Origin of the sequence: Shewanella sp. TC10 (assembly GCF_009663145.1) — a bacterium.
In the GTDB taxonomy this organism is placed as follows: domain Bacteria; phylum Pseudomonadota; class Gammaproteobacteria; order Enterobacterales; family Shewanellaceae; genus Shewanella.
Map to the genome: position 1 here is coordinate 72,531 of NZ_VKHR01000003.1, position 16,648 is coordinate 89,178.

Below are 16,648 nucleotides of genomic sequence, written 5' to 3' on the forward strand. Positions count from 1 at the left end.
TAGTTTTTAATCTTCTAAAGAATAAGGCAGTGGAATAACACTCAGCTCACTTGTCTCATCATCTTTAATACGCAGTTTTGCATCATTTTCTGTGTCGTTAGCAAGAACCGCAGTGAGTAATACTTTACCTTTATGATTTACAGACTCAATGACTTTACCTGCACGGCGAAACCCATCTTCATCAGCTATTTCAATTTGAGTTTCGCTGGTAACAGTTTCTGAAGCCGTACCACTAAGAATGTATAAAGCGCGCTTATTGCCACCACGAAACTTCATTCTTGCGATTGTTTCTTGGCCCATGTAGCAGCCTTTTTCAAAGCTGATACCATTAACGGCTTGCACGTTACACATCTGAGGGACAAATTCCCCGCTGTGGTTCGCATCAATATTGGCGTAACCAGATTTGATTTCAAGCGCTTGCCAAGTGCTAGCTGCTTGTAATGATTTTGCTGAAGCGTTAACTAATTGAGTTGCTTTGTCAGCGTTGGTGATCACGATATAACGTGCACCATCTTTCAAAATAACCGTATCATCAAACTTGGTTAACTCAGCCGAGATTTCACCGAATTGCTCGCTAAGAAACGTTTCAGCATTGGCGCCTGCAAATCCAAGAATAGCTTTATTAGCTGTGATATCAGTTAATTCAGCTTTACTGAATACGGCATATTTTTGCCATTGAGCAAGGCTCAGCGGCAAAACTGATGCGGGTAATAAGGCGAAAAGTTGTTCATCAATGGTAAAGGTTCTAAAACTTGAGATCATTTTGCCTTTAGCATCACAGTGTGCGCCCCAGCGCCATTGATCATCTTTTAAAGACACTATGTCAGTTGTCACTTGGCCGTGAATAAAGGTTTTACCTTGTTCACCAGTAATTTCAATTAAGCCTAAATGAGTTAGATTGGCGACCAATAAGTCAGGGGAAGAGTTTAAGAAATCCCAATCAGGCTGAGCAGTTGCAAGTGTCATATACTAATTCCTAAGATGACCAACAAAGATATCGCTTGAGTGTAACGGAATTAAGTAACGCTCAAAAGAAAAAGCTACCTTCAATTGAATGAAGATAGCTTTAATTCACAAATTCAGCGTAGAAAAACGTCCGCTATATCAGTCGTTGAGATTAAAACAACACTCGAGTACGAATAGTGCCTTCAATCGCTTTTAACTCGCCTAAGGCTTGTTCTGCTTGGTTTGAATCAACTTCCATTACTACATAACCAATCTCTGCTGTTGTTTGCAGATATTGTGCAGCGATGTTAATGCCTTTTTCTGAAAAGGCTTGGTTAATTTTAATCAGCACACCTGGGCGGTTATGGTGAATATGCAGTAAACGCGAAGTGCCTTTATGCTGTGGTAGAGTAACTTCAGGGAAGTTAACTGCAGACACAGTTGAGCCGTTATCTGAATATTTAGCTAGTTTGCCAGCGACTTCAATACCAATGTTTTCTTGGGCCTCAGCAGTACTTCCACCAATATGCGGTGTGATAATGACATTATCTTGGCCACGTAATGGACTAATGAATTCGTCATCATTTGACTTAGGTTCAACAGGGAATACATCAATAGCTGCCCCGGCAAGATGACCTGATTTTAATGCACTTGAAAGGGCATCAATATCTACAACTGTGCCGCGAGAAGCATTAATGAAAATGCTTTTTTCACGCATTTGTGCAAATTCTTTCTCGCCAAACATATCTTTGGTTTGAGGTGTTTCTGGGACATGTAAGCTAATCACGTCAGCTTCGCCCAATAAGGCTTCTAATGAATGAATTTGGCTTGCATTACCCAGTGGAAGTTTGTCTTCGATGTCGTAAAACACCACTCGCATACCTAAGGTTTCGGCTAAAATACCTAGTTGAGTACCAATGTGCCCATAGCCAATAACCCCAAGGGTTTTGCCACGAACTTCATAACTACCACTTGCACTTTTTAACCAACCGCCTCGGTGAGCATGGGCATTTCGTTGAGGGATCCCACGCATCAGCATGATGATCTCGCCCAAGACTAATTCAGCGACAGATCGAGTATTGGAGAAAGGTGCGTTAAACACTGGCACGCCAAGCTTTTCAGCTGCGGCAATATCGACTTGGTTGGTACCAATACAGAAACAGCCGATGGCGACTAATTTCTCAGCATGGTTTAACACGTCTGCAGTTAATTGAGTACGGGAACGCAAACCAACAAAGTGCGCATCCTTAATGGATTGCAGTAGCTCATCTTCTGGTAAAGATGCTTTATGGTATTCAATGTTCGTGTAACCTGCACGCTCTAGTACATCGACCGCAGTTTGGTGGACGCCCTCCAACAGCAGGATTTTTATCTTATCCTTGTCAAGCGAGTGTTTCGCCATGATATGGGTACCCTCTTATCAATAGTTATGCTTATGTTATGCTGACTTTAAACGCCCGACCAAAATAGCACTTTTTTAAACACTTGTAGAGGGCTAGATGGCTAAAGTTAATATTCTAATTCTAGAACAATATCATCTAAGAGGGATTTAGTTTGAATAAGAAAGTTATATGGATTGTGATTTATTGTGCGGTGTTAGTGTGGTCGGTTATTTCACCCAAGGATATGTTCACTTGGTGGTTAGAAGCCTTACCTGCTTTATTGGCTTTGCCTATCTTATTTTTTACCCGTAAGCGCTTTCCTTTAACTCAGCTGTCTTATGGTTTAATACTCATACATTGCTGTATTTTACTTGTTGGAGCTAAATATACCTACGCCGAAGTACCATTATTCGATTGGATTGCACAATGGATGGGGAGCGATAGAAACAATTACGACAAAATAGGGCATTTAGCTCAAGGGTTTATTCCCGCAATTTTAGCCCGTGAAGTCTTTTTGAGAAACCAAGTATTACAACCTGGCTATTGGTGTCAGTTTTTATCAGTGTGTTTTGTATTAGCATTTTCAGCTTTCTATGAATTAATAGAATGGTGGGTTGCGATTGGAACGGGTGAGGACGCTGAAGCTTTTCTAGGAACCCAAGGGTATGTCTGGGATACACAATCGGATATGTTTATGGCCTTATTAGGAGGTATTAGTGCATTAGTACTGCTTACTCATTGGCATAATAAGCAGTTAGCATCACTCAATAAAAAATAAAAAGTAGTGATTTATGCTAGATTAGATAAGAGGATAAAGTTTATTTATGCTATTAATAAGGTACTTTAGAAGGACTTAGAATCTTAATTAATGCGTTAGTATGATAAAAATACCTTATGGACTAGTTAAAATATACTATCATTGAGTATTGTTATTACTTTGTTATCAAGATTTCAGGAAGAAACTCGTTAAGTCGAGATGTTAGGGATGCTTTTCAGGGAGAAAAGTGATGAGCTCAAATATTGATGAATTAGTTTTTTTACACCAAGTTGCGGCGCCATGTAATTTAGCCATTCTTGCGGAATCAATAGGTCTTAAAACAAGAATTGTTAAGCATGCAAGTGACTTGGAAGTCGACAAAAATACCAACAGTTTTTATTTAGTTGCACAAAAAGGTGCCGCTTTAGACAGCAAAGGGATACCTTTGCTCGTTTCTCGATTAGTTAACCACGTACCTGTAGCACTTTATCAAGTTGAGCGAGGTTCTTTAGATCAAGAGTCAGCATTATTACTTGGTGTGAGAGGGTTACTTTATTCAGACCAGCGTATGGATTTGATGCTGACTGGACTGCGTAAAATGGTTGCCGATGAATTGTGGTATGACAGGCCATTAATCAGTAAAATTTTCCGCAGACTAGTACAAAAACTCGATGCGAATACTGAAATTCCGCCAGATACTGTGGCTATGCTACAAATGCTGACGAGTCGTGAAAGAACCATTATTCAGCTGGTTTCAAGTGGTGCAAGAAATAAAGAGATTGCGCATCGCTTATGCATTAGCGAGCATACTGTAAAAGCACATATATCTTCTATTTTTCGTAAAACCCAATCCAGAAACCGAGTTGAATTATTACGCTGGGCACAGACTTACCAAGCTCATTTTGAGTTTGCCTAGTTAAAAATGAACTCTGAATTAAACAACAATAAAAAAGGGAGCCTAATGGCTCCCTTTTTAACTTATATAACAGGATTAATTTTGGTAAACAGTTGCTGTGTTAAAGTCACCTGTTTGAGAAACATTAATCATGCCGTTGTCGCCAATTTGCGAACCAAGGACTAAGTTATCGTTACCCATTTGTGAGATGGTTAAGTTATTACTGTAACCATCGACTAAGAAGTAACCGTCATCACCGCCAATCCAGTTTCCGCTGCCTTCTTGAGTTATATCAATGGCGTGCTCATCGCCAAAAGCAACCACGTCTGTGAGGTTAAACTCACCGTCTTGGGCAATATCGATAACTTGGGCAATACCCACATTCGTGAGTGAAGCTTCATTGTCATCACCAATTTGCTCGACAGAGACTTCATTTACAAATCCAAAGGTATCAACATAAGCAAAGTTAGTGTTACCCGATTGCTCAACAGTAACCGAGTTTTCATCAAGCTCAACGAATACTGCCACTTCATTGTTGATGCCCACTGAACTGACGCTGACTTCATTATCAAAACCATATGTTCCAGAGGCAACGTAGTTTGTTTCACCCTCTTGCAACACTGTAACCGAGTTTCCGTCACCTATGGTTTCAAATTCAGTTAAGTTAGCTGTACCAGATTGATCAATATCGATAATATTGTCGTTACCAGAGATGACTGCAATGTTAGTATCACCGACTTGGTTACTAGTACCATCTTGGTAAATAAACACTTCATTGCCATCGCCGTTAGCAAATTCAATGACGGCACCATTCAAATCACCGCTTTGATCAATCACTATGTCATTGTTTGAACCTGTTAAGCTTGCTACAACCCCAGTATTGCTAAAACCTGACTGGTTAATTTCAAAACTATTATCATTGCCGTATACACCAATCACAGCGCCAAAGTTCTCGTCACCAGATTGGTCAACAAACAAACTATTACCATCGCCTACATTAGGTGACCCGCCTGGAGCGACAAGTCCAGCTTGGTTATTGTTACCATCCTGAGTGATAGTCCCATCATTACCATTACCTTCAACACGAAATACCGCTAAGTTAGTTGCGCCATATTGTGTTGTTTGGGTCAGGTTATCGTTACCAATGTGCTGAATGATACTATTATTCTGGTTGCCATTTTGTAGAGTGTCAGCGATATTATTATTACCTACAGCAGTGGTTTCACTGGTATTCCAAAAGCCTGATTGATCTACAGTCACTTGGTTGTCATTGCCATTTACTCCCACATTTGCAATATGCCAATCATCGACCTGATTAGTGGTAATAAAGTTTCCGTCACCTTCAGAAGTGATATAAGACTCTTGCCAATCACCCGATTGAGTGACTTCGGCAATTTGATCATTACCGATTTGAGTTATTTCAGATACATGTCGTGTGCCTGTTTGAGAAACTTCTGCTTCTTGTCCGACACCAGTTTGGTTGACAGTTGATTGGTTGTTTACCGCAGCTGTGACTTCCGCTGATTTTTCTACAGCTGTAATAGTAGGTAATGAAAGGTCGGTAGCGCTGACCGGTAAAGCTAGACTTGCTGTAATAGCGAGAGAAATTAACGATAATTTTGTTTGCGACTTCATTTGACGCTCCCTGTTTGGATATTGAGTGACTTGATAGTTGTTTTAGCTATCTTTCAATATTGAAATTCGCCTTCTATTTACAAACAAATTCAGCTGTATATCACAAGTGATTTGTTTGATATTACAGAGGGCGAGCAATAAGTAATCTTGCCACCAACTTTTTACTAATAAGAAATAGCTAGGGTTTTAATTATCAAGAATAAAATATTAAACAAACTTGCAGTGCTTAATATTATTTAAGTGCTCGAACGATATTCTTGAATTTTATTTAACCGCATCCTTTAGCTTATTTTGACAAGTTACAGGCTTAACTTACGGATTGAGGTCTGATAGCTCAATCGGAAGAATGGCTACTTTTTATAGGTAAAAAAATAACAGAACTTTCGTATTACTTGTTTTTAAGTTCCTGATTTTAAATGTTTAAAATGTGCATTGAAGAGATGATGGTTAATTGCCTACACTGATAGGATTAGTAGTTTATTACTATTTAAAGTTTAGCTACTTTTATTCTGCTTTCATTATGACAACAATCAAATGGCTACAATAATTCCGGGTTTCACTCCGTGGAAAACCAACTCGCTTAATAGGCTAATGGAAAAGCTACCAGTGTTGAGGTACCGGTTCTGGGAATTAATAATGGAATATAGGAAAGCCAGAAATGATAAAAACAATGTCTCCAATTGCAATCGCAATTGCTTCTACTATGGCACTAAACGTTGCCCCTGCAATCGCTAAAAACAAAGTTGAATACAAGAAAGATCAAATTCTTGTGGTTTATAAAGATAATGTCACAAAGTTTGAAAGACTTTCAGCTCAGCGTTTAGTGAATGGTACGTTAACCGATAAGGATTTAGATGGTATTGATGATAAATTTCAGCATTTATTATCAGGTCGTCTTGCAAAACTTGAACTTAGAAGTGGCAGTGATTTAGATGCTGCGATCAAAATGATCAGTAAACATCCGGCGGTTAAATATGCGGAGCCTAACTACACATATAGAGCATTAGGAATACCAGATGACCCTAGCTTTGTTGATCTGTGGGGCTTGCATAATACTGGCCAATCAGGAGGAACCTCTGGAGCTGACATTGATGCAGTGGCAGCTTGGGATATCACCACAGGTAGCAGTAACGTGGTGATTGGTGTTATTGATACAGGTGTTGATTATAACCACCCTGATCTTGTCAGTAATATGTGGGTTAACCCAGGTGAAATTGCAGGTAATGGAATCGATGATGATGGCAATGGTGTTATCGATGATATTCATGGTTATAACCCAATCACTGGTACGGGTGACCCTATGGATGGAAACGGCCATGGTACTCATGTTGCTGGTACTATCGGCGCAACAGGTAACAATGGTGTCGGTGTCGTCGGAGTGAACTGGGATGTCACCATGATTGGTTGTAAATTCCTTTCTGATGGTGGAACAGGTTCAACTGAAGATGCGATTGCTTGTATCGATTATTTCACCGACCTAAAAGTTAACCATGGTGTGGATGTTAAAGCGACGAATAACTCATGGGGTGGTGGTGGTTTTAGCCAAGCGTTAAAAGATTCAATTGAATCTGCAGGCGATCAGGGGATTTTGTTTGTCGCTGCAGCTGGTAATGATGCGATAGACAATGACGTTAATCCTCACTATCCATCAAGTTATGACTCTGATGTTGTTTTATCTATCGCAAGTACAGATAGAAATGACAATATGTCTAGTTTTTCTCAATGGGGTTTAACTAGTGTTGATATGGGAGCGCCAGGCTCATCAATCTTATCGACATTCCCTAATGATTCATATGGCACAATCTCAGGCACATCAATGGCAACCCCACATGTCACAGGTGCTGCTGCACTAGTTTGGTCTGTGGAGCCAGATATTGCAGCTGTAGAAATGAAACAACTGCTAATGGATTCAGGTGAAGTCAATGCTGGTTTAACGGGCTTAACTGTTGCAGGTACCCGATTAAATGTCGCAAATGCTTTAGATTCAGCAGATCCTGATCCTTCATTTAATTTAACAGCTTCACCAAGTTCACAGTCGGTAGAAGCGGGTAGCGCTGTTAGCTATGACTTCTCTGTTGGAAGTATTGCCGGTTGGAATGATCAGGTCAGCCTTTCTGCTGCTGTTTCACCAGCACTTGATGGAGTCAGCCTTTCAGCTGCTACAGCTATGGCTGGTGATAGTTTTACACTTGATGTTGCTACGTTAGATTCAGCGGCGTGGGGAGATTATGTTATTACTGTTTCTGCTGATGATGGCATGACAGTGAAAGATAAAGCGGTTTCATTAAGTGTGTATCCTGCTGGTTTAAATGACTTTAGTTACGGAAATGATACCCCAGTTGATATTTCAGACAATACGACTATCACAAGTACTATTGAAATCGCCGATCCTGTTCAAATTTTTGATTTAGCAGTTAATGTCGATATTTCACATACTTGGATCGGTGATCTGATCGTAACCTTAATCTCTCCAAATGGTACAGAGGTTGTGTTACACGATCGTGCAGGCGGTAATACTGATGACTTAGTTCAGACTTGGAGTTTATCTGAGTTTGATGGTGAAGTTGCAGCGGGTACGTGGACGTTGTCGATTTCGGATAATGCTGGTGGTGATACCGGTGCACTTAATAGCTGGGGACTCGATATTTCTGCGCTAGGTGAAGCAGCTCCAGCCGCGCCAGTAGCAGATTTTGCATATGCTGTTGACGGGTTAACTGTTGATTTCACTAACACAAGTTCAGACATTAATGATGATATTGTTAGTTACGCTTGGGACTTTGGTGATGGCAGCATGTCTAGTGACGTAAATCCTACGTATGTTTATGCCATGGGTGGTGCGTATACTGTTTCACTGGTGGTAACAGACAGTGAAGGTCAGTCTGATACTCAATCTATGACAGTAGAAGTATTTGAATATAGTATCGATGCAGCAGTTACACGTACAATGAAGTCTCGTCGTGGCAGTGCACTTGTTGATTTAACTTGGAGTGGGGCAGTTGGTGATAATGTAGCGATATACCGTGATGATGTCATGGTGTCTACCACAGCCAATGATGGTCGATATCGTGATCGTTTCACTAATGCACCTGCAGAAGTAACTTATAAAATTTGTGAAACAGAATCGAGCTTATGTTCGGATCCGATTGTTGCAACTTTTTAAGGTTACATAATAGAGCTATTTAGTTCGCACTAGAAAGGGATGGTATAACCATCCCTTTTTTTATGTAAATGCTTTGATATTAAAAGGTCAGTCAGTAGACTAATGATAATTTTTAGTCTTGGATGGACATCATGAGTATTTGGTTTAGAGAAGTAACATTAGAAGATTGTGCCAAAATGGATATTGGTATGCATGGAAAAGGTACCCTAATGAAAACATTAGGGATAAAAGTGACTGAAATTGGTGATGATTATATGGTGGCAACAATGCCAGCTGATCCTTCAGTGCATAACCCTTTAGGCATTGTTCATGGTGGTGCTAATGTGGCACTAGCTGAAACTGTTGCTAGTTACGCAGCTAATTTTGTTGTCGATTTCGAGAACTTTTATTGTGTAGGCCAAGAAATCAACGCAAACCATTTAAAGGCATCTCGTAAAGGTGAGTTAATTGCTACTACAAAGCCGGTTCATATCGGTAAGCGCAGCTCTGTATGGGAAGTACTTATAACCAACAGCGCTGGCGAGCTATGTTGTATATCAAGAATGACGGCGGCAGTTGTTGCTCGCAAAGCCACTTCTTAATAATGATAATATTAACAATACGTCGCGTTATTTAAGTTAACTACACGCATACTAATAACTCTTGTATTAACTACTTTTGTATTGACTACTTTTGTATTAAGTACTTTTGTTTTAACTATAATGATTATTTGACGTATTGAAAAAGGAATGTTGAATGGAAGCTGCAACAATATGGGAATGGGTCGGCTATCTTGCTTCGGTTGTAGTGGCAATTTCATTGATGATGTCCAATATCAAAAAGTTACGCTGGTGGAATTTAATTGGTGCTGCATTGTTTGTGGCGTATGGCCTTGCTATTGACGCTATTCCTGTCGCGTTAGTTAACTTTTTCATCGTGCTTATAGATATTTATTATTTAGTGAAGCTATATCGCGAGCCAGAATCTCCTTCAAGTAAATGATTTTCCATTTGAACCTACCGTTAGATATCTGCCTATAAATATGAAAAATAGTTATCTTTATCATTAAGGTAGCTATTTTTTTTGGCCGTCTATTACACAATAAAATCTTAATTACTTTGGCTTAAATAGGCGAAAGCTTTAGCTGTAAAGCCAGTTGTGTACTCACCTTCATTGATAGAGGTGTCATGAAATCAAGTCAAGTAACTTTCTTTTTGGGAGATTATTTTTAATACCTGGAGCTATTATATTTGGCTTTTTCAGCATTAAGCCTGCTATTGAAATGTTGTAAATGCAGTTTTGGCATCAAGTTTCTGTGAGCTTAACTATTAGATCTATGCGAACTATACGGAAGTGGCGACACATCAAAGTCGTAATGATTCCAGTTTGTTCATATTAGTAATTTTTGCTGCCTATTTTTAAAAAACCTTCATTTTTAAATCAAAAAACACCACCTTACTAGACTATTTACAGTTATTTACCTTCAAATTCAATAACTAGTGTTGAATTTGTTTTTTAGATTGCAATTATCTATTTTAATCGTTTTTATTTATTCTATTGTTCACCTATTATTGATTCAACGCAATATTTATGGAATCGGGAGATAGCATTATGGCAACCGTCCACGATTTAATTGAAATGTGGTTACAGGATCACTAAAAGGAATAAACTATGAATCAGTCTCAATATTTAACTAGCCAAAATGGTGCCCCGATTGCTGATGATCAAAACTCATTATCAGCGGGTGAAAGAGGTCCTTTACTACTTCAAGATTGGCATTTAATCGAAAAGCTAGCTCATTTTAATCGCGAAAGAATTCCTGAGCGTGTTGTGCATGCTAAAGGTACTGGTGTTTACGGTAAGTTCACATTAACTAAAGATTTAAGTGAATACACAATTGCAGAACACTTTAATGGTGTTGGCAAAGAAACCGAGACATTCATCCGTTTCTCTACTGTTGGTGGCGAAATGGGGTCTGCTGATGCAGAGCGTGATCCTCGCGGTTTTGGTCTGCGTTTTTATACTAAACAGGGTAATCACGATATTGTTGGTAACAACACACCGACTTTCTTTTTAAGAGATGGTATTAAGTTCCCTGACTTTATTCATACTCAAAAACGTAATCCACTGACTAACTTGAAAGATCCGCAAGCTATGTGGGACTTTTGGTCATTAAACCCAGAAGCTATGCATCAAGTGACGATTTTAATGTCAGATCGTGGTATTCCGGCAAATTACCGCCAAATGCATGGTTATGGCTCGCATACTTTTTCTTTCTGGAATGCAAAAGGTGAGCGTTTTTGGGTTAAGTTCCACTTTAAGTCACAGCAAGGTGTTGTAAATTTAACTGCAGAACAAGCTGATATTTTAAAAGGGATTGATCCTGACTCTTCACAGCGTGATATGGTTGCGGCAATTGCAGATAACAACTTCCCTAAGTGGACTGTCAATGTGCAAATCATGCCTGAAGCAGAAGCTAATACGTATGCAATTAATCCATTTGATTTGACAAAAGTGTGGCCACATTCAGATTATCCATTGATTGAAATTGGTGAACTTGAGCTAAACCGTATGCCAGAAAACTACTTTGCTGAAGTTGAGCAAGTTGCATTGGCGCCAAGTAACTTTGTACCAGGTGTTGGTGCATCGCCAGACAAAATGCTACAAGCACGTTTGTTCTCGTATGCAGATGCTCAGCGTTACCGTATTGGAACTAACTATAATCAACTACCGGTGAACTGCCCGCATGCAGCAAAAGCTAATCATCATCAACGTGCTGGTGCTATGGCTGGGACTCAATGTCCGTATAATGGCAGTCAAACTGGGGCTGACTCAAGTGCAAATTATGGCCCTAATACAGTAGATGGTGGTCTTAAAGATACCAGTCAGTTCGCTGAGCCACCATTACGATTAGACGGAGAAGCAGATAGATATAGTCGTTACAACCAAGATGATTATACTCAAGCGGGTAACCTTTACCGTATTTTCAGTGAAGAAGAGAAACAACGTTTAGTTGAAACAATTGCGGGAACTTTGAGTCAAGTGACTGCAGACGTACAAGAGAAAATGGTTGCTCACTTTACCCAAGCCGACGCTGATTATGGTCAACGAGTTAAAGCGCTTTTAGAAGCTTAATTATTTGACTACAGCTAAATAAAAAGGAAGGCATATGCCTTCCTTTTTTGTATATGATTTTTTGTAATTACCTGCTAGCCTAACTCACTTAGCTTGGCTAGCGATATACTGCTATCAAGATTCATTTCTTGCCCGTCTTATATTTGTATTTTCTTCTTGTTTAAGCCACTTCTCTAATAAAATTTTAATGTAGTGTTGTAATGCTACGCCATTGCAAAATTGTGTCGTTAAAGTTTTTAATGATTTGTTGCGTAATTGTTTATTAACGCGCTTGTAAGCCTTTATATCTCTATACCTATTGCTTGTTACAAGAAGCATCTGATACTGTCGAATTCGTAGTATGGATCATCAATAAGACTTCAGCTGCGCACTATAACGACCAATAAATAAAATTAAATGGGACTCATGTTTTGAATTTAAAAATGCTTGGCTCAATAGCCATTGTGGCTGGAACTGCGATTGGTGGGGGCATGTTAGCTTTACCCCTGGCTACAGCGGCATTAGGTATTATGCCGGCAATTTTGTTGCTGGTAGTGATTTGGGGATTATCAGCTTATACCTCATTACTGATGCTAGAGATTAATTTACGTGCAGGTGTAGGTGATAACGTACATGGCATTACGGGTAAAACCCTAGGTAAAGTGGGTCAGTTAATCCAAGGTGCTTCTTTTCTGAGTTTATTATTTGCACTGACGATGGTGTATTTAATGGGCGGTTCTTCATTACTTGAATCCCGTTTAGAGCCTTTGCTGGGTGTTGACTTAAATAACCAAGTGTCAGTGCTATTATTTACCCTCGTATTTGGTGGCGTAATTGCAGTTGGCGTAAGATGGATTGATAAAATATCCCGAGTTTTATTTACTTCAATGATCGTGTTGTTGGTGTTAGTGGTGGCTTTCTTATTACCTGAAGTGAATATTGTTGCTTCATTGACTAACTTTTCTGCCAACGTTGCAGAAGGTGACAAGTTAGACCAACTATGGCTTGCTGCTATCCCTGTTGTGTTTACTTCATTTGGTTTTCATGTGTGTATTGCAACAATCGTGCGCTACCTTGATGGCGACGCGATGTCACTGCGAAAAATCTTACTGATTGGTTCTACAATTCCGCTATTTTGCTACATCTTGTGGATACTCGTGACGCTAGGAACATTGGGTGGCGAGACTGTTCATGGGTTTGCTGGTTCATTACCTGAGCTAGTAACCGCATTACAAGGTGTTGCCCAGTCTGCGATTGTTAGCCAGTTTATTGATTTATTCGCAAACCTTGCCTTAGTGACGTCATTTTTAGGTGTGACCATGAGTTTATTTGACTATGTTGCAGAGTTAACCCATGCAAAAGATGACACTGCAGGTCGTGCTAAAACATGGTTAATTACCTTTGTACCACCATTACTTTGTGCGCTTTACTACCCAGATGGCTTCTTTCAGGTACTTGGTTTTGCTGCAATCCCATTAGTTGTGATGATTATATTTTTGCCAATAGCGATGGCACTTAAGCAACGTAAAGCGCAAATGGGTGGCTATGAAGTCAGTGGTGGTAATTTCGCTTTAGGTATCACAGGTTTACTTGGTGTATTAATTGTTCTGGCTCAGTTAATGGTCGCTTTAGGCTAAATTGACACAGAAAATGAACAGTTTAGGTTAGAATATAGCAATAAGAATGTAACGGAGTTTTACAACCGCTATTTTTAATTTGTTTCTATATGATAAAGTCAGGCTATATGCCTGACTTTTTTATGGGATAAACCAACTTGGTTAACTTTACTTCAGCAAATGACACCTTGTCTTTATTGCGTGTATTAAAAGGGTTGCTGTAATAGGTATAAAAGAATATTGAATAAAATGTGTGCTCACTAAAAAATGGAATTATTACAATGAAAACATGGTTATTAAGTGCTGCTATTTTGGCATCATTTGCTTCTCAAGCAGATGAAGGAATGTGGCAACCATATCAGTTACCTGCGATGGCTGATGAGTTAAAAGCTAAAGGGTTAGAAATTGACGTTAACTCAATTTCAAAATTAACTGAGTATCCGATGAATGCAGTGATCAGCCTTGGTGGTTGTACAGCATCATTTGTCTCTCCAAAAGGGTTAGTTGTCACTAACCATCATTGTGCCTACGGTGCTATTCAGTACAACTCAACACCTGAAAAGAACTTACTAAAAGACGGTTTTTTAGCAAAAACCTATGCTGAAGAATTACCAGCTACACCGGGTTCACGTATTTTTGTCACTGAAGCAGTGACTGATGTGACTGAACAAGTTAAATCTGGCGAAATGAGTAAAGTCGGTAATGACTTCTATAAAGGCATCGAGCAAAAAGAAAAAGCACTGGTTGCTGAATGTGAAGCTGAAGACGGTTACCGTTGTAAAGTGTATAGCTTCCACGGTGGACTAGAGTATTACCTCGTTAAACAAATGGAAATTCGTGATGTTCGTTTAACTTACAACCCAGCAGGAAGTGTTGGTAAGTACGGTGGCGATATCGATAACTGGATGTGGCCACGTCATACCGGTGACTTTTCTTTTTACCGCGCATATGTGGGTAAAGATGGTAAGCCAGCTGATTTTAGTAAAGACAATGTTCCTTACGAACCGAAAAGTTTCTTAAAGGTATCTGCTAAAGGTGTGAATGATGGCGATTTTGTCATGGTTGCGGGTTACCCTGGCCGTACAAACCGTTACCGCACAGCAAATGAAGTACAGAATCAATTTGAGTGGGCTTACCCAGAAGGCAAAATTCTTCGTGAAAGCTTAATCGATATTATTAAAACGACTGCTCCAGAAGGCAGCGATGAGCGTATTAAGTATGAAAGCTCTATTGCTGGCCTTGCTAACTATGCTAAAAACTTTACCTCTATGATTGAGTTTTACGGCAAATCACCAATGCTTGAAGAGCGTAAAAATCTTGAGCAAAAGTTATCTAAATGGATTAAAGCTGAAAAGGAGCGTCAGTCTCAATATGGCGAAACGCTTGCTGAATTAGACAAGTTAATTGCCAAGAGCCAACAAGATCAAGAACGCGATTTATTGATGAGTTATATGGGCTATAGCACTATGTTGAGCACTGCTAGTCGTTTATATCGCCTAGCTAACGAGAAAGCTTTACCTGACATGGAACGTGAGCCTGGTTATCAAGAGCGTGATATGACTAACTTCACCTCAGGTATGGAGCGTATTGAACGTCGTTACGCTGCAAGTGTAGATAAGGCCATGCTTGCGGATTTAATTAAACGTTATGCCGCTTTGCCAGCTGAGCAGCGTTTACCAGCCTTTGATAAAGCGTTCGCTATTGGTAAAAAGTTTGATGAAGCTAAGTTCACCAAGAACCTTGATAAAATGTACGCTAAAACGACATTATCTGATAAAGAAACCCGCTTAGCTTGGATGGATAAGTCTGTAGCAGAATTTAAAAAGTCGAAAGACCCATTCATTCAGTACGCTGTGAGTACTTATGATGAAAGAATGAAGCGTGAACTCGATAAAAAGCAACTTGCTGGTGACTTAATGAAAGTTCGTCCTCAGTACATGGACGCAATCATTGCTTATAACCGTGAATTAGATAAGCCTGTTTATGCCGATGCTAACTCAAGCTTGCGCGTGACAGTGGGTAATGTAAAAGGTTATAGCCCACAAGATGGTTTAGTGGCAGTACCATTTACGCGTTTAGAAGGCATCGTAGCTAAAGATACTGGTGTTGACCCATTTGATGCTCCGGCTAAGCAGCTTGAGCTGATTAATCAAAAACAGTATGGCGATTACTATGTTAAATCGCTTGATTCTGTACCAGTTAACTTCTTATCAACCCTTGATACAACTGGTGGTAATTCAGGTTCTCCGACACTAAATGGCCGTGCGGAACTGGTTGGACTGCTGTTTGATGGTGTTTACGAGAGTATTATTGGTGATTGGGGTTATGATCCTGAAACGAACCGTTCAATTCAAGTGGATAGCCGTTATATGCTTTGGGTTATGAAGTATTTAGATAATGCCGATAACTTACTTGAAGAGATGGAAATCGTTAAATAACCTTATATCAATATTAAAGGCATCTACAGTTTAAGTTGATGCCTTAAAGTTGAAATTTCTGCGGCCTCTAGGGGCCGCATTTGTTTTTCTGGTAAGTTTAAAAGTTGGCAATTCATCATGCTCATACGCACTAAATCAATCACGTTATAACCTAAGGCTTTTGTCATTCTACGGATTTGCCTATTCAATCCTTGAGTTAGGGTAATTCTGAATTGAACATCACTCACGGCTTCTACTTTGCAAGGTTTAGTCGTGACATCTCGGTAGCTAACCCCTTGACTCATTTGTTCAATAAATTCGTTAGAAAAGCTGCGATCTACTGTGACTAGGTAGACCTTCTCATGACCGAAATCTGGGTGCATTAATCTGTGAGTGAGTTCACCATCATTGGTGAGTAGCAATAACCCCCGAGAGTCTTTATCTAATCGCCCAGCAGGGTATAGCCGTGGCGCTGGAGGAAGAATATGGATAAGGCTTGAAGGTAAGTCAGGCAGTAAGCGGCAATCAATTCCAACAGGCTTGTGATAAAGCCAGTATTGCTTGCTTTCAATTGGTGCAATGGGAGCGCCGTCTAATAAAATATTAGGGTTAACAGCGGCTTCGCTCACTCTATCTAATGCGGTAGCAAGTTGTCCGTTAAAGCTCACTCTTCCAGCAGCGATTAGACGCTGTGCTTGGCGGCGTGAACTCACTCCACAATGAGCAAGGTACTGTTCGAGTCTCATTT

12 protein-coding genes are annotated in these 16,648 nt (G+C 39.8%); 8 read left to right on the forward strand and 4 right to left on the reverse strand.

The window, feature by feature from the left end:
- Positions 1 to 6 precede the first annotated feature (6 nt).
- Both ygfZ and serA read right to left on the reverse strand, forming a co-directional pair.
- Entirely contained in the window at positions 7 to 966 is a 960-nt protein-coding gene (gene ygfZ, locus FNZ24_RS01610) for a tRNA-modifying protein YgfZ (protein WP_153912679.1), read from the reverse strand.
- Positions 967 to 1,117: 151 nt separating this feature from the next.
- On the reverse strand, positions 1,118 to 2,347 hold the full coding sequence (gene serA, locus FNZ24_RS01615) for a phosphoglycerate dehydrogenase (RefSeq protein WP_153912680.1): 1,230 nt from the start codon (positions 2,345 to 2,347) through the stop codon (positions 1,118 to 1,120).
- Positions 2,348 to 2,499: 152 nt separating this feature from the next.
- On the opposite strand from serA, the gene FNZ24_RS01620 reads away from it, so the two are divergent.
- Both FNZ24_RS01620 and FNZ24_RS01625 read left to right on the forward strand, forming a co-directional pair.
- Positions 2,500 to 3,105 (forward strand): DUF2238 domain-containing protein, encoded by a 606-nt coding sequence (locus FNZ24_RS01620; RefSeq protein WP_153912681.1) that lies wholly within the window; start codon positions 2,500 to 2,502, stop codon positions 3,103 to 3,105.
- A gap of 229 nt (positions 3,106 to 3,334) precedes the next feature.
- Positions 3,335 to 4,000 (forward strand): helix-turn-helix transcriptional regulator, encoded by a 666-nt coding sequence (locus FNZ24_RS01625; RefSeq protein ID WP_153912682.1) that lies wholly within the window; start codon positions 3,335 to 3,337, stop codon positions 3,998 to 4,000.
- A 75-nt stretch (positions 4,001 to 4,075) separates the two neighbouring features.
- Here the strand turns inward: FNZ24_RS01625 and FNZ24_RS01630 are convergent, their stop codons facing one another.
- Positions 4,076 to 5,614 carry a curlin gene (locus FNZ24_RS01630; RefSeq protein ID WP_153912683.1) on the reverse strand — a complete coding sequence of 513 codons (1,539 nt, stop codon included), beginning with the start codon at positions 5,612 to 5,614 and terminating at the stop codon, positions 4,076 to 4,078.
- Positions 5,615 to 6,272: 658 nt separating this feature from the next.
- On the opposite strand from FNZ24_RS01630, the gene FNZ24_RS01635 reads away from it, so the two are divergent.
- The 6 genes from FNZ24_RS01635 (at position 6,273) to FNZ24_RS01660 (ending at position 15,921) form a co-directional block, all read left to right on the forward strand.
- The gene (locus tag FNZ24_RS01635) at positions 6,273 to 8,774 is read left to right on the forward strand and encodes a S8 family serine peptidase (protein ID WP_153912684.1); all 2,502 of its coding nucleotides are present in this window, start codon (positions 6,273 to 6,275) and stop codon (positions 8,772 to 8,774) included.
- Between the two features lie 131 nt (positions 8,775 to 8,905).
- Complete coding sequence (locus FNZ24_RS01640; protein WP_153912685.1) at positions 8,906 to 9,355, forward strand: PaaI family thioesterase; 450 nt, start codon at positions 8,906 to 8,908, stop codon at positions 9,353 to 9,355.
- Between the two features lie 154 nt (positions 9,356 to 9,509).
- Complete coding sequence (locus FNZ24_RS01645) at positions 9,510 to 9,755, forward strand: YgjV family protein (protein WP_153912686.1); 246 nt, start codon at positions 9,510 to 9,512, stop codon at positions 9,753 to 9,755.
- Positions 9,756 to 10,424: 669 nt separating this feature from the next.
- Positions 10,425 to 11,888, forward strand: a complete 1,464-nt coding sequence (katB, locus tag FNZ24_RS01650) for a catalase KatB (protein WP_153912687.1) — start codon at positions 10,425 to 10,427, stop codon at positions 11,886 to 11,888.
- Positions 11,889 to 12,298: 410 nt separating this feature from the next.
- A complete protein-coding gene (locus tag FNZ24_RS01655) occupies positions 12,299 to 13,504 on the forward strand; it encodes an amino acid permease (protein WP_153912688.1) in 1,206 nt (401 codons plus the stop codon).
- Between the two features lie 260 nt (positions 13,505 to 13,764).
- On the forward strand, positions 13,765 to 15,921 hold the full coding sequence (locus tag FNZ24_RS01660) for a S46 family peptidase (protein ID WP_153912689.1): 2,157 nt from the start codon (positions 13,765 to 13,767) through the stop codon (positions 15,919 to 15,921).
- 23 nt (positions 15,922 to 15,944) lie between these two features.
- On the opposite strand, the gene FNZ24_RS01665 is transcribed toward FNZ24_RS01660, so the two are convergent.
- Positions 15,945 to 16,646 (reverse strand): 23S rRNA pseudouridine(2604) synthase RluF, encoded by a 702-nt coding sequence (locus FNZ24_RS01665; protein WP_153912690.1) that lies wholly within the window; start codon positions 16,644 to 16,646, stop codon positions 15,945 to 15,947.
- Between the last annotated feature and the right edge of the window lie 2 nt (positions 16,647 to 16,648).

Bases quoted from the DNA above. Each gene is read 5' to 3' on its own strand.
- FNZ24_RS01665 (WP_153912690.1), bottom strand. From the start codon at position 16,646: ATGAGACTCGAACAGTACCTTGCTCATTGTGGAGTGAGTTCACGCCGC.
- FNZ24_RS01635 (WP_153912684.1), top strand. From the start codon at position 6,273: ATGATAAAAACAATGTCTCCAATTGCAATCGCAATTGCTTCTACTATG.
- FNZ24_RS01630 (WP_153912683.1), bottom strand. From the start codon at position 5,614: ATGAAGTCGCAAACAAAATTATCGTTAATTTCTCTCGCTATTACAGCA.
- FNZ24_RS01640 (WP_153912685.1), top strand. From the start codon at position 8,906: ATGAGTATTTGGTTTAGAGAAGTAACATTAGAAGATTGTGCCAAAATG.
- FNZ24_RS01660 (WP_153912689.1), top strand. From the start codon at position 13,765: ATGAAAACATGGTTATTAAGTGCTGCTATTTTGGCATCATTTGCTTCT.
- FNZ24_RS01625 (WP_153912682.1), top strand. From the start codon at position 3,335: ATGAGCTCAAATATTGATGAATTAGTTTTTTTACACCAAGTTGCGGCG.
- FNZ24_RS01645 (WP_153912686.1), top strand. From the start codon at position 9,510: ATGGAAGCTGCAACAATATGGGAATGGGTCGGCTATCTTGCTTCGGTT.
- serA (WP_153912680.1), bottom strand. From the start codon at position 2,347: ATGGCGAAACACTCGCTTGACAAGGATAAGATAAAAATCCTGCTGTTG.
- ygfZ (WP_153912679.1), bottom strand. From the start codon at position 966: ATGACACTTGCAACTGCTCAGCCTGATTGGGATTTCTTAAACTCTTCC.
- katB (WP_153912687.1), top strand. From the start codon at position 10,425: ATGAATCAGTCTCAATATTTAACTAGCCAAAATGGTGCCCCGATTGCT.